This is a genomic window from Brevibacillus sp. IT-7CA2 (assembly GCF_949767855.1).
In the GTDB taxonomy this organism is placed as follows: domain Bacteria; phylum Bacillota; class Bacilli; order Brevibacillales; family Brevibacillaceae; genus Brevibacillus.
Genome location: NZ_CATKQT010000055.1, coordinates 223482 through 242111 on the forward strand (window position 1 = coordinate 223482; position 18630 = coordinate 242111).

Genomic DNA, 18630 nt, shown 5'->3' on the forward strand with positions numbered 1-18630 from the left:
ACAGCGTAGACAGGGGGAAATGCGATATGAACAAGGCAGATCGGATCAAAAAAATGAAAGTACCCGCCCCAGTGGGACCGGGACTCGCCAGACGACTTCCGCCAGGACAAATCCTGACAGAGCGCTTTCCCATTTTGCATGAGGGAGACGTGCCGGTGTATGACATGAACGAATGGACACTGCGTGTTTTCGGTGAGGTAGACCGGGAAGTGACGCTCACCTACGAAAAGATCATGGCGATGCCACAGGTGACAGTGACGAGCGACATTCACTGCGTGACGCGCTGGTCCCGTTTTGACAATGCGTTTACAGGCGTGCGTTTTCGTGATTTTTTGCAAGCAATTGGTGTGACTCCGCGAGCGAACTTCGTCATGCTGCACGGTGATCACGACTATACCGCCAATGTGCCGCTCGCTGATCTGGAGCGTGATGATGTGCTGCTGGCTCACTCCTTTGATGGAGAGCGACTGACGGACAAGCACGGTTGGCCGCTTCGCCTGGTTGTTCCTCATCTGTATTTCTGGAAAAGCGTGAAGTGGATCAGAGGAATTGAATTTATGACGGAAAACAAGCCCGGCTTCTGGGAGCAAAATGGTTTTCACCTGATCGCAGACCCGTTTCGTGAAGAGCGGTTCTCCGGTGAAGCGTTGCCGATACCAGAGGATGAGTGGGAGAAAAAGGAGTTCGATTGAGATGTTGACGAATCTAAAAGTAGATCCAGAACAACTGCCAAAGCGTGTCATCGTGTGCGGTGATCCAAAACGGGCAGCCTTGATTGCTTCGAAACTCGACGATCAGCGTCAAATCGGGGAAAACCGCGAGTATCACAGCTATGCGGGTACTTGGAAAGGCGTAGAGGTAGCGGTAGTGAGCCATGGTGTAGGCGCCCCCGGAGCAGCCGTATGCTTCGAGGAGCTGGCGAAGGGCGACGTTCAGGTCATCATTCGTGTAGGAACTGCCGGGTCATACCAAAAGGAAATCGAGACAGGCAGCCTCGTCATCAGCTCCGCAGCGGTTCGCCAAGACGGCTTGACCAGTCAGTTGGTTCCGGCGGGATTCCCGGCTGTTGCCAATCGCCATGTCGTTGAGGCGCTTGTACAAGCAGTAGGAGCAAATGCATCAGACTTGAAGGTATTCGAAGGAATCACGCTGACACTTGATGTCTTTTACAGTGGAGTGTTGGAGTTCCCGCACAAGCTGTACCAAAAAGCAGGCGTTTTGGCAGTCGAGATGGAAAACACCGCCCTGTTCGTGATTGCGGCGCTTCGCGGTATGAAGGCAGGCTCTATTTTGGCGATTGACGGGTATGCAGATGCAGACTTAATCGAATCGTATAACCCGCACACCGATGTGATGGCAAAAGCCATTGAAGCCGAAGCGTTGATCGCATTGGATGCAGTCATTACCGTTTCCCAGTAACAATAGGTAGGCCCAGGACGTTTCAAAGGTCCTGGGCTTTTTTGTAATAGCGGTTAAGTTTTAAAAGGTTTTAAAAGGCATCGATAAACCAACAAAGCTGGCGAGAAGAAAAAGCACAGGGCTCGTAGACCTTGACAACGCCACCCCAGTCGGAACTGCAAAAAGGGGACCACGCTTGTCGAACACTTCTTCCTTGAGAAGCTTCCGCCCGTAGGGTGGCTTTGGCTCGACGGTCCCCTTTTTGCAGTGTAGACGGCCAGTGAATCCCCCTTGCTGGCGTGTCAGAGTCGAAGAGACCTGTGCTTTTTCTTCTCCTCCCCTATGTTGACTCAAACCAAAGCGATTATTCCTCGTTAAACCGATCCAGCATAGAAATCGTATCAATCAAGTGATTGTTAAAAATTTGTCTGGCCACACTCAACAGTTCAATAATCATCGGATCACGCAGCGAGTACGTGACTTTGTTTCCGTCCTTCGTTCCGTACACGATATTGTTATTCCGCAAAATGGCCAGCTGTTGGGAAACAGCGGAGCCTTCACTCCCGATGAGTGTCTGAAGCTCGTTTACATTCTTATCCCCTTCCGCCAGCAGCTCCAGAATCCGAATTCGCAGGTGATGTCCCAACGCCTTGAAAAAATTCGCTTTAAATTGCTGTAGTTCCAAATTCAATGATAGGTTCCTCCGATCGTAACATCATGTGGAAGTGTCAGTAGGAGCGGACAGGCGCGCGCATTCGCGGAAGGCAAAATGCTTGCATCCCAGGCACTTCCCGGTATCCAGTAGACTGAGGGCATACGCTATCGCGTCTCCAGTATGAGTAAAAAAGTGAGCTTCGCCTACGAGGCCATATAGCCCCGTACGCTGCAAGATTTTCTTGGGGCCAGATTGGATTCCTGAAATAAGGACCGTTGTCCCTTGGTCCATACATTGTTTCACAATCCGGGACAAATTCGCTTCCCCGGTCATGTCCATCAGGGGGACTTTTCCCATCCGCAGTAGCAATACCTTTGGATGTCGCTGAAGGGTTTGCATGAGGGAGCTTTCAAACAAGTCGGCATCCCCGAAAAACAGTGGACCCTCAATCGTGTAGATGCTGATTTGCGGGCAATCGTGCCCCTCGGTAACCATATGAGGCATGACCTTGTCGTTTTTGGAAGAGGGATCAGGCAGCACCTGAGCTACCCGCAAGCTATCGCGCGTTCGTTTGACAAATAACAGAATAGACAGCACCAATCCCACTTCAATGGCGACGGTTAAATTGGTGAAAACGGTCAAAAGGAAGGTGAGCACCAGCACAAGAGAATCGCTCGTCTTCGCTTTTAGCATGTGGGCAAATTCCTTGCGCTCACTCATATTCCAGGCAACCAGCATCAAGATCGGCGCCATACTCGCCAATGGAATATGCGAGGCGTAAGGGGCGAACAGCACGAGGATGAGCAAAACAACCAGACCATGAATGATGCCAGACATGGGGGAGGTTGCCCCGGTTCGAATGTTAGTGGCTGTTCTCGCAATCGCGCCAGTAGCCGGAATTCCCCCAAATAACGGAGTCACGATGTTGGCAATTCCTTGGCCGATTAATTCCCGGTTGCTGTTGTGGCGACTGCGTGTCATTCCATCGGCGACGACAGCTGACAATAAAGACTCTATCGCTCCTAGTATAGCAATGATTAGAGCTGGACTCAGTAACTTTTGGACACGGTCCCATGTGATTTCAGGAAAATGAAAGCCGGGTAATGTACTCGGTATCTCTCCAAAGGTAGAGCCAATCGTCGCTACCTTTCCTTCCAAAAAGAGGACGGAAACGACACTAGAGACTACGAGTCCAACGAGAGAGGCCGGTATGCTACGGAAGAATCGGGGAGTCACCAAAATAAGGGCGAGACTCAAAATCGCAATGGCTACGCTGTATAGATTAATCGTGTTTAGATGAAGGACGATTTCCCACATGTTGGACAAAAAATCCTCATGTCTTTGCAACTGCTCCAGACCGAGAAAGTTGGCAATTTGACCGGAAAAGATGATAACGGCAATCCCCGAAGTGAATCCGATGATGACGGGGCGCGGAATGAATTTGATCAGCCCGCCCAGCCGTAGAATCCCCATGAGAACAAGGAGAATCCCAGCCATGAATCCAGCGAGGAGCAAGTCTGCATAACCGTATTGCATGACGATTGCAAATAATATCGGGATAAAAGCGCCAGTAGGTCCTCCGATTTGGTAGCGGGAACCGCCAAAGAGAGAAATCAATATGCCGGCGATAATGGTCGTGTAAATCCCGTACTCAGGCTTTACTCCGGAGGCGATAGCAAATGCCATCCCCAATGGTATCGCGATAATGCCGACGATTAACCCTGATACACAGTCTTTTCGAAAGGAAACGAGATCGTAGCCTTCGAATCTTGGCGCCCACTTCATGATTGCAACCCTTCTTTTCGTATTTTCGAATATTTGATTATTTGAATATAGATGGATCATACATCCGCTCTTCCGTTCCGTCAATTCCATCCTTACATGAACTTTTCCGTTTATTAACATTCGCTTCAAGATTCCTTAACGCTCGTACAGTACTATTCAAAGTAACAAGTGAACACATCCCTTCGGTTGGAGCCATGGAGAAACCCCCGACAGCCTTTCCAAGCACTTTCATCGAGAGTTCTTTGGCATTGTCATGTCGCAGGGTTTTTTGTCTTGGGCATAAGGAGGCTTAAAGCGAGTGAACCAGGAACAATTTCATGCAAGACTGGCACAGTACAAGCTGATCGCTTCCGTAAAAGAAGCGAAGCACCTGGAAAAAGCGGCAGAGGCAAATTTGAGTGCTGCGGTACTCTCGATTGGCAACATTGGTGTGATCAAAGGCTACGTGGATTATTTCAAGTCGAAAAATATCCCTGTATTTCTTCATTTGGAGCGGATTGGCGGAATCAGCCATGACCGGGAAGGCATCGCATTTCTGGCGCATTACGTCAAGCCAGACGGGATCGTCACTACGCGCAACACACTGGTCAAGCTAGCGAAAAAGCAAGGCCTGCTGACGATTCAGCGTTTGTTTTTGGTCGATAGCGACTCGATTAAATCAGGCCTAACCTCCTTGCAGGAAACACAGCCTGACGCTGTTGAGCTGATGCCTGGTTTGCTGCCGGAGTTTATCGAAGAATTCAGAAGTGTTATCGATACCCCGATCATTTCTGGCGGGCTGATTCGCAAGCGGGAACAGATGGAGGAAGTATTAAAGCATGGAGCGACAGCTGTTTCAGTCGGAAGTCCCCTGCTGTGGAAGGAGTGTAAGAACCTTGATTCAAGCGTTGTTATTTGATTTGGACGGGACCTTGCTGGACAGTCGGGATGCGGTCGTGGATGCCGTTGCTTTTACGGCTGAGCAGTACGCACCGGGACATTTTAGCAGGGAAGAGTTGCTCGCGCGTTTTGGCGAATCGTTTGATGATTTTTTGGCGGCAGTTGCTACAGCAGCAGGTGTCCCTGACAAAAAGGAAGTGCTGCAGAGATACTTCGCCTATGTACGGGAGCATCATGAAGAACACGTCAAACTGTTTCCGTTTGTTCGCGAAGGGTTGGAAAAGCTGAAGGCGGCGGGCTTTACGATGGCGATCGTCACGAACAAGCAACGGGAGTTTACATTGGCTGGTCTGGAGATGGCGGGGATTGAGCATCTGTTTGAGGCAATCGTCACCGTCGATGATGTATCACGAGGCAAGCCGTCGGCTGAGCCTGTACAAAAAGCGTTGGGAGCGCTAGGCAAAAGTCCCGAGCAAGCCATGATGATTGGTGACAGTCGCTACGATGTACTGGCTGCGGTAGGAGCGGGTGTGCAATCTGTCGTGCTGGAGTGGTATGGACAAGAGAAATGGCTCTACGCTTCTCCAGATTACCGCTACGCCGATTTCGAGGCATTTGTTACGGAAATGCTGGCCGCAAAAGCACAAGGAGGGAAATAAAAACAGATGGCACGTGTGGTGTTGGAGCAGGTAACGAAAGCCTTTCAGAATCAAAGCGTGGTCAAAGGATTGGATTTGGTCATTCCAGACGGCTCCTTTACGGTTCTGGTAGGTCCGTCCGGCTGTGGGAAATCAACCACACTCAGGATGATCGCTGGCTTGGAAACAGTGACGGACGGCAAAATCATGATCGGTGATCAAACGGTGAACCAATTGCCACCTGGCAAGCGTGATATTGCGATGGTTTTTCAAAATTACGCCCTCTACCCAACAATGAACGTGTATGACAATATCGCCTATGGCTTGAGAAACCGTGGAACATCGAAAAAGGAATGTCAGGTGCTGGTAGAGGAGATCGCGGAAATCGTCGGGCTATCCGATTATCTCAAACGCAAGCCTTCTCAGCTCTCCGGTGGTCAAAGGCAACGTGTTGCACTCGCTCGGGCTATGGTGAAAAAGCCAAAGGTCTTCCTGATGGACGAGCCGCTCTCCAATCTCGATGCGAAGCTGCGAAATCAGATGCGTGTGGAATTGACCAGCCTGCACAAGCAGCTCGGTAGTACTTTCATCTACGTGACACATGATCAGGTAGAGGCGATGACCATGGGCGATCAGATCGTCGTCATGAATGACGGACACATTATGCAAGTAGCGACCCCGATGGATTTGTATCAGGAGCCGGAAAATCTGTTTGTTGCCCAATTTATCGGTTCTCCGCCGATGAACATTGTTTCTGCGGAGGGCAAGAGCGAGCACGTATGGGGATTCCGCCCGGAAAAAGCAGTGTTGTTGCCTTCTGCTGTCTCTGCCATTACGAGCGAAGAGATGTGGAATGCACGAGGTCAGGTCGTATCCAGGGAAATTCTTGGCTCAGACACGCTCCTTCATGTAGAGACGGAAAAAGGCAGGGTCATCGTCAAAGCGGACTCGGAGGTAGCGATGCAGGTCGGCTCCTCAGTCACTGTCACTGTACCGTGGGAGTACATATATGTGTTCGAAAAAGGAAGCGGAAAACGAGTGGGTCGCATGAGTGGACGAGAGCCTGTATCGACACGTGCAGGAGGGGATAGCTGATGCGAAAAGCGGCAACTGTACAGGAGTTGCCGGGTGTAAGCCAGTCGAAAACAGAAGTGCGTCCGTCGGCATTTGCATGGTCTGAGCTCTCATCCCGACTGCGACCGTACTTGTATCTGGCACCCGCATTGATTTGCTTTGTCCTGTTCTTCTTTTACCCGATTGGCTCGATCATCTATTTGAGCTTTCAGGACTGGTCATTGATCAATTTGGAGCAAATGGAATGGGTAGGCTTGCAAAACTATCAGGACTTGATGGTAGACGGAGATTTTCATCAAGTATTGGGAAATACTGCGGTCTTTACCATTGCGACAGTGGGGATCGGCCTGACGCTATCCTTCCTGCTCGCACTATGGCTGAACAAAAAGGCGAAGGTTTACGGCATTATTCAGGCGACTGTCTTCAGTCCTCACATCATTTCGCTGGTATCTGTCTCGATGCTGTGGATGTGGCTGATGGACCCGCAGTTTGGCCTATTGAACGCAGGACTGGAAGCGGTCGGATTGCCTGCGTATACGTGGCTGACTGACCCGAAAAGCTCCTTGTTGTCACTGATTATCGTGAGCATTTGGAAAGGTGTCGGCTATAACACGCTCATTTTCATCGCAGGCTTGCAAAGCATCCCGGGCGATATATACGAGGCAGCAGCGCTCGATCAATCACCGTGGTGGCGAACACTGAGGCGGATTACCATACCGATGCTGTCGCCGACGATTTTCTTTTTGCTCATTATCAATACGATCTCATCCTTTCAAGCGTTTGACACGATTGCCATTATGACGCAGGGTGGTCCAATCAATAGTACAAACATGCTTGTCTACTACATTTACGAGCAGGGCATGGACTTCTACAATGGCGGAATTGCTTCGGCTGCCTCTGTCATTTTGCTGATACTGGTAGGGATTTTAACAGCTGTGCATTTTCTGGTGATGTCCAAGCGCGTGCATTATCGCTGATGAACTCGTGAGAAAGGAGGAGCAGCATGTATCGAGTGGTTTTGGCTTCACGCAAGACAGTGGAATGGATTGGGCTTTTGATCGTGGCTTTCCTGTTTGTGTTCCCGTTTCTGTGGATGGCATCGACGGCTTTCAAAACGATGCCAGAGGTCCGGCAATTTCCCCCGACGCTTTTGCCTGAGACGTGGGAGTGGAGCAACTTCGCCCAAGCGTGGGAATCAGGTCCGTTCCTTATGTATACGTGGAACAGCATTCTGGTTGCGGTAGGCATTTTGATCCTGCAATTTTTAACGGCGGTGCCTGCGGCTTACGCTTTCGCACGCTACAAGTTTCCCGGTCGCAATCTGTTGTTTGGTCTTGTCTTGATTGTCTTGATGATTCCCGGACAAGTCATCTTTTTGCCGATTTACGTGCAATTGAGTGGCTGGGGACTCGTCAACACACTATGGTCGCTCATCCTGCCGTACGCAGCCAGTGCATTCGGAATCTTCCTCCTCAGGCAAGCATTCATGCAGGTGCCCGATGAAGTGATCGAGGCAGCGCGTCTGGATAACGCGTCCGAATGGAAGATCATGTGGACGATCATGGTGCCGATGGCGAAGCCTGTGCTGGTCACTTTTGGACTATTCAGCTTTATTTACCACTGGAACGACTATTTCTGGCCGCTGATTATGACCAACAGCGACGAGGTGCGCACCTTGCCGATCGGAATATCCAGCTTGCACATGTCCGACGGCGGCACATTGTGGAACGTCATGATGGCGGGCAACATGATCCTCATTCTACCGATTCTCGTCATTTTCTTCGTGGCACAACGGCATATTATCAAAGCGTTCATCTATCAATCCAAATAATAAAAGAGAGCTCTTAGGGAGGAAATCAAACCATGTTTTCAATGAAAAAGACTGGTACGATTCTATGTGCATTGACTATCGGTTTGTCAGGTGTATTGGCTGGATGCGGATCATCTGGAAAAGAACAGTCTGCAAGTACAGGTAGCACTTCTCAGCCAGCAGCGTCTACTGCATCCAGCGGCCCTGTCCAAATTGATTTCTGGTATGCGTTGGGTGGCGTTCGTGGGAAAACAATTGAGGATATGGTCAAAAAATTCAATGAAACACATAAAGATATTATCGTCAAACCAGCCTACCAAGGTGCGTATCAAGAGAACCACTCCAAAGTACTGGCATCTGTAGCGGCGAGTAACAATCCAGATGTCACGATGGTCGAGATCGCTTCTATCGCAGCATTTGCGGATGCAAAGGTTTTGGAAGATTTGACGCCCTACTCGCAAGGGGATGAAAAGAAGTACATTCCAGGCCTTATGAAAAACTCTTATTGGAATGACAAACTGTACGCAGTACCATTTAACCGCTCCACTCCACTGCTGTACATCAACCGTGATATGTTAAAAGAAGCAGGACTTGATTCAAACGGTCCGAAAACATGGGATGAGCTCGTCAGCTTTTCTCAAAAGCTGAGCAAAAAAGAAGGAGACAAAATTACCCGGTACGGCTTCTCGACGCCAGTTGATATCTGGTTCTACGAAGCGCTTGTTTTCCAAGGCGGGGGCAACATCCTGAGCGAGAACGGCAAGGAGCTGACGATCAACAACGAAGCAGGAAAAGCACCGCTTGAGCTCTGGTCCAAAATGGTGAAGGAAGGCATCATGAAAAACCCTCCAGGAGAGAACTACAATGCGTGGGATGTAGCGGAGCAAGACTTCCTGAATCAAAAAGTGGGCATGATTTTTACCTCGACAGGTTCCTTGACGGAATTGAAGAAAAATGCCAAATTTGACATGGGTGCAGCTTTCTTGCCAGCCAATAAAACGTTGGGTACGCCAACGGGCGGTGCGAATCTCGTGATGCTGGCGAAGTCGACCGATGCGGAGAAAAAAGCAGCGTGGGAGTTCATGAAGTGGATGACAGATACCGAGCAAACAGTTCCGTGGTCAATCGCTTCCGGTTATATGCCTGTCACGACAGAAGCAATTGATTCGGTTGAAATGAAGGCATTCTACGAAAAAGAGCCAAACTTCAAGGTCGCGGTAGATCAACTGCAATACGGCTATCCTCGTCCAATGGCTCCAGGCTACAAAGAATTGCAGGATGTGATTCAAAAAGAACTGCAGCGTGCGATGCTCGGCCAAGCGACTGTAGATGAAGCGATGCAGGCGGCGACGGAAAAAGGCAGCAAGCTTTTGAAAAAATAACAGAATCGAAGCGATAGAGGAGCTGGCGAAATGAACATTTGTATGGCACATCGCGGGTGGTCAGGCAAAGCCCCGGAGAATACAATGACAGCGATTCGACTGGCTTTGGCAGAGCCAGCTATCAAAGCAATGGAAATTGATGTTCAACTGACGCGTGACGGTGTTCCGGTGCTGATTCATGACTTTACGCTAGAACGCACGACCAATGGCCGCGGTCTGGTCATGGATCATACCTTGGCAGAGCTGCGTGAGCTGGATGCAGGGAGCTGGTTTGGCGACAAGTTTGCGGGCGAGCGAATCCCTACACTAGAGGAAGTCCTGGTCGCAGTAAAAGGTCGCTGCACGCTAAATATCGAGTTGAAAGCAACAAGTGACATGTACCCGGGTATCGCAGAAAAGGTGCTCGCGCTATTGGAAAAGCATGAGATGAAGCAAGCGGTGCATGTGACTTCATTTGACCATGATTTGATCCGTCACGTCCGCACGCTCGATCAAGAAGTAGAGACAGGCCTGATTGTATATGGCCGCCCTGTACTCATGCTGGAACAGATGGAGGCAGCAGGTGCTACGATTCTCTCCATGGGATATCCGTTCCTGACTCGTGAGCTAACTGTAGCCGCGATCGAAAAAGGCTTCAAAGTCATCGCGTGGACGCTGGATGATCCGAAGCATATCCGCGAAGTCATTTCGTGGCATCCTCAGGTTCAAATTTGCACGAACCATCCTGACCGGATGTGGGAGTTTGTGTAAGCGCAAGCGAAAGCAGGAAAGAGCCGCTGGGCAACATGCCAGGCGGCTTTCCTTGTTTTTGTTGTTTGGACTATATCTTGAATTTGCTTACATGCGATTGCAGTTCTTCGGCTATTTTTGCCAGAGAAGTCGCTGATGAATTGACTTCTTCCATAGCTGCCAACTGTTCTTCTGTGGCGGCCGACACGCTTTGTGTTCCGTCAGCAGAATTCTCCGCTACTCCTTCAATGACACTGACCAATTCTACCACCTGTTTGGTGCCAAAAGACATTTGCTCAGAATAAGCCTTTACTTCTTGAATTTGGCTTGCCACCTGCGTGACAGCATCTTGGATCTGTTCGAAGGACTTGCCTGCATTGTTAACAACCGTAAGTCCAGTGGCGACCTCTTTGGTGCCCTGTTCCATCGAAAGGACAGCCTGGTTTGATTCGAGCTGAATCGTCGTAATCAACAGTTTGATCTGTTGCGCTGATTGCGCGGACTGCTCAGCCAATTTGCGCACTTCGTCTGCCACAACGGCGAATCCGCGCCCCTGTTCACCAGCTCTCGCCGCTTCAATAGCTGCGTTAAGCGCTAACAGATTTGTTTGTTCAGCTATGGCGGTGATGACTTGTACGATTTGTCCGATTTCCTGCGAGCTGTTTCCTAATCGTTTGACGATATCGGCAATGTTACCGACAGTGTTCTCGATCGATTGCATCTGGCTGATAACGACCTGAAGGGCCTGATTGCCTTCCACTGCAATTTGGGAAGCGCCCAAAGCCGATTCGGCAGCTTGCTGTGCATTCGTGGCAACCTGCTGAGCCCCTGTCGATACGCCTTGCATTGCGGTGACACTTTCCTCTACACTCTTCACTTGCTTTTCCGCACCGTAAGCTACTTCCTGAATCGTTATTGCGATTTGCTCGGTAGCCTTGCTCGTATGGTCGGCGTTGACCGACAATTCCTCTGCTGAAGAAGCAAGATCTGAAGCTGTATCGTTTACTTGTTGAATAATCGTTCGCAGGTTGAGCACCATTGTGTTTACTGATTGGGATAGCTGTCCAACCTCATCCTTGGTTCGAATTTGCAAGGGTTGTACAGTCAGTTCACCCTCGGAAATGCGGTTAGCCACAGAGGCAACTGCCGCAATAGGGCGTGAGATTTGCCGGGAAACAGCGTATGCGATTGCGATCACGACAGCAACAACAACGATGACAATGATCGTAACCATGGTGGTAACGGATGAAACCGCAGACGTTATGGATTCGACAGGGATATGCAGATACAAACCAAAGTTGGTCTTGGGAATGGGGGAATAGGTGACAACGTAATCCTTGCCATTGTCCGAGTAGCTGTATGAGCCCTTTTCCGTTTTTCCTGATTTAAGGATTTCCATTAATGGTTGCGGCAGAGCGGATTCCTCAAGCGGTTTTCCGATCAGATCCTGGGTAGGATGGTACTGAATCTGGTCCTTGTTATCAACGAGAATCGGATAACCATCGTTGCCTATTTTCAGATTCTTGAGAAATGTAGCTGTGAAGTCATCTACATTGACGAGCCCGGTCAAGACACCGAGCTTCTCATTGTTTTTCGCTTTTACAGGGGAAGCGACGATGATAGAGCGATTGCCAGTTGTCTTCGCAACAAGAACATCGGAGAAGCTGGGTTTGTCCTGCATACCGTCTTTGAAGAATTGGCGCTCGCTCAGATTGATTCCAACGCTTTTGGGGAACGTATCAGCCGTTACTTTTCCATCGCTTGCGATATACGTATTTCCGTCATACAGTTTCATTTCCTCGGTAAACTTGCGGATGAATTCATTTTTTGCCGCTGCATCATCGGATTGAATATCTGAGGTACGGGCTAAAATCTGAATTTCTGTCATACGCCGGTCCAGATATTGATCCATAGCTATGGCTGTACTGGAAGTAAGGTCAACATAGGATGATTTTTGTTTATCAATCAGAATGGATGAAAAGCTGTTCGTGATAAACACCGAAACGGCAGTAAGTGGAATGACGGCCACGACGAGAAACCAAAGGATCATTTTGTTCCTGAGTTTGTTGAACAAAAACATAGGATTGTTCCACTCCTAAACCGTGATTAAGATATTTCTTTCTTTGTGAAAAGCTGTCTACCACAAGGAAATATAATAAAGGTAGACTGCTGAGATTAACTCAGCAGTCTGACAAAATATCAATATCCCATTGCTGCGCCTTCACCGCGAGGGTCAGCACCGCCAAATTTTACATTAGTTTGCGGGTCAATCAGGATTGCGCCGGACTGTCCCATCGTATCGGTATAGGCTGCTTCCAGCTTTTCGACTGGATGTCCACGTTTAATTAACTCGTCCAGGACTTCTTGAGGGATGCGGCTTTCCACCTTGAGATTGTTGGAAGCAGATCCCCAGTTGCGTCCATGCAGCCATCTTGGCGCTTCGATTGCGTCTTGCACGCTGAAACCAAAGTCGATGATACGCGTGACGAGAGCGGCTTGCGTTTGCGGCTGTCCTTCTCCCCCTTGTGTTCCGTAGAGAAGATAAGGCTTGTCCCCTTTAAAGAGCATAGCTGGGTTAATTGTGTGGAAGGTGCGTTTTCCTGGTTCCAAGTGATTGATGTGTTTGGGATCCAAAGAGAAATAGCTTCCGCGGTTTTGCAAAAGGATGCCCGTATCTTTCGCTACGATCCCGGAACCCCAGTCAAAATAGTGACTCTGAATGATGGACACTGCATTTCCATCTTTGTCGACGATCCCGAACCAGGTTGTATCGCCTTTTGGATCAAGCGGTTCTACGGATTTGGCGGCTTGCTTCATATCAATGCGCGCTGCTAAATCTTTCCCGTGCTGCTTGGACAACAGCTCATCCACAGGGATATCCACAAAGGCAGGGTCAGTCAGCCATTTGTCGCGGTCAGCAAAAGACTGTTTGGTAGCTTCCACAATCGTGTGATAGTAATCGGGTGTTCCTTCACCCATGCTCTTGAGGTCAAAATTGTTCAAAACATTAAGAATAGAGAGCGAAGCCATGCCTTGGGAGTTAGGCGGAACGTTGTACGCTTTATAACCGCGGTAGTCTACCGAAATTGGATCTGCCCAAGTGGAGGTGTGCTTCTCAAAATCCTTCAACGTAAGCAATCCGCCGTTGGCTTGCATGTCTGCTACGATTTTTTTAGCAACTTCTCCTTTATAAAAACCGTCAGCACCTTTTTTTGCAATGATTCGCAAAGTATTGGCAAGATCCTTTTGTTTGAGAATTTCGCCCGCTGCATAGGGATCGCCGTTGGGCTTCAGGAATGTTTTGCGGAATCCATCAAAACGTTGAAGATTCTTCAAGTCATTGTCAGTTGGATCTGTGGCGTATTTCGTCCAATATACTTGGTTGGGGGAGACTGGATATCCGTTCTGGGCGTATCCAATGGCAGGCTCAAGCAGTCTGTTCCATTGAAGCTTACTGTTGCCCATGTTTTTATGGGCGTAGTTGTACGCCTCCCACCAGCCGGAGACGACACCAGGGACAGTGTTTGCCGATTCATAACCGCGGGACGGGATTTTTTCGTAGCCTTTGTTTTTGTAATAGTCGATGGTTGCCTTTTCGCCTGCGCGACCACTGCCGTTCAGCGCCTTCAGCTCTTTTGTTTTGGCATTGTAGATGAGCCAGAAGTTATCTCCACCAATGGTTGTGTAATGAGGATAGACGACAGCTAATGTGGAAGCGGCTGTAATAGCAGCATCTACTGCATTTCCACCGTCTTCCAATGTCTTCAGGGCCGCAGCCGTAGCCAGATAGTGAGGAGTCGTCACCATTGCGTTCGGTGACATCGATGTTGGACGGTTAGCAGCTTGTGCTCCAGAGAATGTTGTTAGCCCGATGACAGCAGTCAGCGTGACGGTCGAGAGTTTCTTCCAGAATGACATTCCTATGAAACCTCCTTCATGATGAACAGAATAATGATTCATTAAACCGGCTATCCGCTGTTGCCTCACCTCCTTTAAAAGCTAAAAATACACAAACATACAAAAATAGACAAAAATAGACATTGTGAGTGCAAAAAAAGACCAATGATATAGGATCATTGGTCTCGTCCTACATCAATACTTCGGTAGCTGGCAAGCGTGTCCGCTGTTGCGGAGGTAGCCCCTGTAGCTTTGCGTCGCCGGATTTCCCCGGGTATGCCGTTTCGATATCAATGGATGAAGTAGAAAATTGACACAGATACTGATTCGATCGTTGTGGGAAAATGTTCCTAAAACTCCGTTTGCCAATAATATAGACTATTTACCATTTGTGGTAAATAAGAAAAAATATTTTAATCCAGAAAAATAGTGAGAAATGTTATGGGGAAGGTTGTTTTTCGCAGACATTCACACACCTCCTGGGGCTGAACTGCTTATGATGATAAAAAGGCACATTCGCCAAGGAGTGAAACAAAGACCATGATGCATCCCGATACAGAATTGCGCTATATCAACGATGAGATCGGGTACGGTGTGTTTGCGACAAGGTTTATCCCAAAAGGAACGATTGTATGGGCACAGGATAATTTGGACCAGGTGTTGGACCCTGTATTTGTGGAAAGACTTGACTCATTACGAAAACAGGACGTACAAAAATATTCGTTTAAGAACCAGTTCGGAAAGTACATTCTTTGTTGGGATAAGGCAAGGTACGTGAACCACAGCTTTCATGCGAATTGTGTGCCGACCATGTATGACCTGGAATTGGCTGCACGGGATGTTTTGCCGGGTGAAGAGTTGACTGATGATTATGGGACGTTGAATCTGGATGAACCTTTTGATTGTTTGCCCGAGTCCGACACGGACCGCTCCCGCGTAATGCCCGATGACTTGCTTCGGTATTACCCGCAGTGGGATCGGATTGCTGCGGAAGCATTCCAACGTTTCAATCATGTTGAACAGCCTTTGCTGCATCTGATTTCCCCGAAGCATCTCGAAACGATTCGTGGGATCACGGAGCAGCGCTTAGCCATTGATTCTGTCATTCATCTGTATTGCAGGTCACAATGGCAAACGAGGCAGCAATGGAAGACGTGAGCGGGTCGGTCAACGACCCGATTTTGTTGAACTCTGGGTAGAGAATCAGTATTATGGAATGTAAAGGTGAAGTGAAAGGTTGATTTCATTGGAAAACAAGGTAGCGGCATCCAATTTTATCCGCAATATCATGATTGATGACTTGCAAGAGGGCAAAGTAAAGGAAATCATTACCCGCTTTCCCCCAGAACCGAACGGGTATCTTCATATTGGACATGCAAAAGCAATCTGCCTCAACTTTGAGTTGGCACGAGAATTTTCCGGCAAGGCCAACCTTCGATTTGACGATACCAACCCGGTAAAGGAAGACATCGAATACGTAGAGGCCATCAAAAGGGACGTTCAATGGCTAGGCTTCGAATGGGACGGGCTGTTTTTTGCATCTAATTACTTTGAAGAGATGTACAACCGTGCGGTGGTGTTGATTAAAAAAGGTTTGGCTTACGTAGATGATCTGTCTCCTGAAGACATGCGTAAAATGCGTGGAACATGGACAGAGCCAGGCACAGAAAGTCCGTTCCGTAACCGATCTGTGGAGGAAAACCTGGACCTGTTTGCACGGATGCGCCAAGGGGAATTCAAGGACGGAGAAAAGGTGCTGCGTGCGAAAATCGATATGGCTTCTCAGAACTTCAACATGCGTGATCCGGTTCTGTATCGAATCTCCCATGCAACGCATCACAACACGGGCGACAAATGGTGCATCTATCCGATGTACGACTTCGCTCATCCGTTGGAGGATGCTATTGAGGGCGTGACACACTCCCTGTGCTCACTGGAATTCGAAGATCATCGTCCGTTGTATGACTGGGTAGTCCGCGAGTGCGAAATGGAGAAGGTACCACGCCAGTACGAATTTGCTCGCTTGAACCTGACCAACACCGTTATGAGTAAACGCAAGCTGAAACAGCTTGTCGATGAGAATGTAGTAGACGGCTGGGATGACCCGCGCATGCCAACCATCGCAGGCTTCCGTCGTCGCGGCTATACACCAGAAGCGATTCGTACATTCGCTCGTGAAGTAGGGGTAGCGCGCGCTAACAGCACGGTTGACGAGAAAATGCTGGAGTATTTCATCCGTGAGGACCTGAAACTGAAGGCACCACGTACGATGGCTGTTTTGAATCCGTTGAAGGTCGTCATCACGAACTATCCGGAAGGACAAGTCGAGATGCTCGAAGCGGAGATCAATCCAGAGAACCTAGAGATGGGCAATCGTCAAATTCCGTTCTCCCGCGAAATCTACATTGAGCAGGATGACTTCATGGAAAACCCGCCGAGCAAGTATTTCCGCTTGTTCCCGGGAAATGAAGTGCGTCTGAAGCACGCGTACTTCATTAAGTGCAATGACATCGTGAAGGATGCAGATGGCAACGTGATCGAGATCCATTGCACGTATGACCCTGAGACGAAGAGCGGCAGCGGTTTTACAGGTCGCAAGGTAAAAGGTACGATTCACTGGGTGGATGCAACCAATGCAGTTCCTGCTGAATTCCGTCTGTACGAGCCATTGATTATGGATGATGAAGACGCGGAGGGTACTTTCCTCGACAACGTTAACCCGAATTCGTTGGAAGTGCTGCAAGGCTATGTGGAGCCAAATATGAAAGAAACCAAGCCACAAGACAAGTATCAATTTTTCCGTCATGGCTATTTCAATGTCGATCCGAAGCATACGACAGATGATAAGCTCGTATTCAACCGGATTGTATCGTTGAAGAGTTCCTTTGAACTGCCAAAAGCATAGGAAATACCTATATAAATCAAGCGCTGCTGTGCATGGAGAACCCGTGTGCAGCAGTGCTTTTTTCTTTCGTGATTATAAATTGGCGTGTATAATTATTCTGTTACATAAAGGGGGACAGGCAGTGAACGGGAGAGCAGAACTAACACGTAGTTTGAAGTTGCGACATATTGTCGTAATTGGACTGGGCTACATGGCCCCGATGGCCGTTTTTGACACCTTTGGCATTGTTTCTGGAGATACGGGGGGGCACGTTCCTGCTGCTTATGCAGTCACACTTCTTGCGATCCTGTTTACGGCGGCAAGCTACGGAAAGATGGTACGGCTATTCCCTTCAGCAGGGACCGCGTATACGTATACACAACAAACGATTCATCCCTATGCAGGATTTTTGGTAGGATGGGCGTCCTTGCTGGATTATTTATTTTTACCGATGATTAACGCCTTGTTGACGGGAGTATACCTATCATCCGTGTTTCCTGACGTGTCGACAGCGTGGTGGATTATTGGCTTCATTGCTTTGGTGACGGGGTTAAACGTATTTCGCGTAACGGTAACCGCATCCGTTAACTCGATTCTGGTGCTGTTTCAAGTCGTGGTCGTCGTGTTATTTGCGGGATTGGCAATCCGTGGTCTTATGCAAGGTGACGGGCTTGGGCAAGTATTCAACTTGCGTCCATTTGTGTCACCGGATATGTCTGTAGTTGCACTGCTTTCTGGTGCGTCGATTCTTTGCTTTTCCTTCCTTGGCTTTGATGCAGTAACCACGCTAACGGAGGAAACCGTAGATGCGAAAAAGACGATTCCTCGCGGGATTATGCTCGTAGCACTCGCAGGAGGAGCGTTGTTTATTACGGCATCTTACTTCATGCAATCATTATTTCCTGATGTTTCGGTATTGTCTGATCCAGAAGCGGCCTCTGCGGAGATTGCTTTGTTTATCGGTGGGACGATCTTTCAATTGGTGTTTTTAGCGGCAGCGTTGTCTTCGACACTAGCATCCGGGCTCGTATCTGTCACGAGCGTAACGCGTTTATTGTACGCAATGGGACGAGATGGATTTTTGCCGCAACGCTGGTTCGGTTATGTACATCCGAAGCTGAGGACTCCTTTGCTTAACGTCTTGCTGGTCGGAGCGTTGATGCTGTTCGCTTTGTATATGGATTTATTAACGGCAACTTCCTTTATTAACTTCGGAGCACTGATCGCCTTTAGCTTTGTGAACATCAGCGTAATGGCGTACTATTTCCGCAAACAAAAGAACAAGCATATCAAGGACTGGTGGGGCTTCGTGTTGTCTCCATTCATCGGGACAACATTCATCGCCTTTTTATGGGTAAACCTGGAAGCAACGTCCATGATGCTTGGCTTGCTCTGGACCTTCGTTGGATTGATCTATTTGTTGTACTTGGTGAAGGTCAAGAAAACCAATTTAGAAATGGTGAAGTTTGAGGAGTAACATGTGGAACAAAAATAGCCCT

General features: G+C 48.8%; 16 protein-coding genes and 1 riboswitch. Of the genes, 12 read left to right on the plus strand and 4 right to left on the minus strand.

All coding sequences use genetic code 11. The features are described from left to right. Nucleotides 1-26: 26 nt before the first annotated feature. Together ACM6JA_RS31005 and ACM6JA_RS31010 are read left to right on the plus strand one after the other, a co-directional pair. The gene (locus ACM6JA_RS31005) at nt 27-692 is read left to right on the plus strand and encodes a sulfite oxidase-like oxidoreductase (RefSeq protein WP_414855500.1); all 666 of its coding nucleotides are present in this window, start codon (nt 27-29) and stop codon (nt 690-692) included. Between the two features lies 1 nt (nt 693). After that, nucleotides 694-1419, plus strand: coding sequence for a nucleoside phosphorylase (locus ACM6JA_RS31010; RefSeq protein WP_414855501.1), 726 nt, complete (start codon nt 694-696; stop codon nt 1417-1419). 343 nt (nt 1420-1762) lie between these two features. Here the strand turns inward: ACM6JA_RS31010 and ACM6JA_RS31015 are convergent, their stop codons facing one another. Next, the gene (locus ACM6JA_RS31015; RefSeq protein WP_414855502.1) at nt 1763-2089 is read right to left on the minus strand and encodes an ArsR/SmtB family transcription factor; all 327 of its coding nucleotides are present in this window, start codon (nt 2087-2089) and stop codon (nt 1763-1765) included. A 24-nt stretch (nt 2090-2113) separates the two neighbouring features. Further along, on the minus strand, nt 2114-3838 hold the full coding sequence (locus ACM6JA_RS31020) for a SulP family inorganic anion transporter (protein WP_414855503.1): 1725 nt from the start codon (nt 3836-3838) through the stop codon (nt 2114-2116). A gap of 298 nt (nt 3839-4136) precedes the next feature. Here ACM6JA_RS31020 and ACM6JA_RS31025 point away from each other — a divergent pair, with 298 nt between their 5' ends. Genes ACM6JA_RS31025 through ACM6JA_RS31055 form a run of 7 tightly spaced genes read left to right on the plus strand, consistent with a single transcriptional unit; the run spans nt 4137 to nt 10371 of the window. Then, complete coding sequence (locus tag ACM6JA_RS31025) at nt 4137-4736, plus strand: glycerol-3-phosphate responsive antiterminator (RefSeq protein ID WP_007720024.1); 600 nt, start codon at nt 4137-4139, stop codon at nt 4734-4736. Then, nucleotides 4714-5376: an HAD family hydrolase gene (locus tag ACM6JA_RS31030; RefSeq protein ID WP_414855504.1), complete on the plus strand. Its 663-nt coding sequence runs from the start codon at nt 4714-4716 to the stop codon at nt 5374-5376. The genes ACM6JA_RS31025 and ACM6JA_RS31030 overlap by 23 nt, the downstream gene beginning before the upstream one ends. Nucleotides 5377-5382: 6 nt before the next feature. Further along, nucleotides 5383-6450 carry an ABC transporter ATP-binding protein gene (locus ACM6JA_RS31035; RefSeq protein WP_007720513.1) on the plus strand — a complete coding sequence of 356 codons (1068 nt, stop codon included), beginning with the start codon at nt 5383-5385 and terminating at the stop codon, nt 6448-6450. Then, nucleotides 6450-7406: a carbohydrate ABC transporter permease gene (locus ACM6JA_RS31040; RefSeq protein WP_414855505.1), complete on the plus strand. Its 957-nt coding sequence runs from the start codon at nt 6450-6452 to the stop codon at nt 7404-7406. Before ACM6JA_RS31035 ends, ACM6JA_RS31040 begins: the two co-directional genes overlap by 1 nt. A 26-nt stretch (nt 7407-7432) precedes the next feature. Then, complete coding sequence (locus ACM6JA_RS31045) at nt 7433-8260, plus strand: carbohydrate ABC transporter permease (RefSeq protein ID WP_007720517.1); 828 nt, start codon at nt 7433-7435, stop codon at nt 8258-8260. Nucleotides 8261-8292: 32 nt separating this feature from the next. After that, entirely contained in the window at nt 8293-9621 is a 1329-nt protein-coding gene (locus ACM6JA_RS31050; protein ID WP_414855506.1) for an ABC transporter substrate-binding protein, read from the plus strand. A gap of 30 nt (nt 9622-9651) precedes the next feature. Then, nucleotides 9652-10371, plus strand: a complete 720-nt coding sequence (locus tag ACM6JA_RS31055) for a glycerophosphodiester phosphodiesterase (RefSeq protein WP_414855507.1) — start codon at nt 9652-9654, stop codon at nt 10369-10371. A gap of 70 nt (nt 10372-10441) precedes the next feature. Here ACM6JA_RS31055 and ACM6JA_RS31060 read toward each other — a convergent pair whose 3' ends face one another. Together ACM6JA_RS31060 and ggt are read right to left on the minus strand one after the other, a co-directional pair. Next, nucleotides 10442-12430 carry a methyl-accepting chemotaxis protein gene (locus ACM6JA_RS31060; RefSeq protein ID WP_414855508.1) on the minus strand — a complete coding sequence of 663 codons (1989 nt, stop codon included), beginning with the start codon at nt 12428-12430 and terminating at the stop codon, nt 10442-10444. A gap of 119 nt (nt 12431-12549) precedes the next feature. After that, nucleotides 12550-14268: a gamma-glutamyltransferase gene (gene ggt, locus ACM6JA_RS31065; RefSeq protein ID WP_414855509.1), complete on the minus strand. Its 1719-nt coding sequence runs from the start codon at nt 14266-14268 to the stop codon at nt 12550-12552. Between the two features lie 181 nt (nt 14269-14449). Beyond that, nucleotides 14450-14538: riboswitch (cyclic di-GMP riboswitch) on the minus strand. A gap of 249 nt (nt 14539-14787) precedes the next feature. Between ggt and ACM6JA_RS31070 the strand changes: the two genes are divergently transcribed. The 3 genes from ACM6JA_RS31070 to ACM6JA_RS31080 all read left to right on the plus strand — a co-directional run bounded on the left by ACM6JA_RS31070 (nt 14788) and on the right by ACM6JA_RS31080 (nt 18608). After that, on the plus strand, nt 14788-15405 hold the full coding sequence (locus ACM6JA_RS31070) for an SET domain-containing protein (protein ID WP_007720526.1): 618 nt from the start codon (nt 14788-14790) through the stop codon (nt 15403-15405). 79 nt (nt 15406-15484) lie between these two features. Beyond that, a complete protein-coding gene (locus ACM6JA_RS31075; RefSeq protein WP_414855510.1) occupies nt 15485-17152 on the plus strand; it encodes a glutamine--tRNA ligase/YqeY domain fusion protein in 1668 nt (555 codons plus the stop codon). Between the two features lie 121 nt (nt 17153-17273). Continuing rightward, nucleotides 17274-18608, plus strand: a complete 1335-nt coding sequence (locus tag ACM6JA_RS31080; protein ID WP_414855511.1) for an APC family permease — start codon at nt 17274-17276, stop codon at nt 18606-18608. Nucleotides 18609-18630 lie beyond the last annotated feature (22 nt).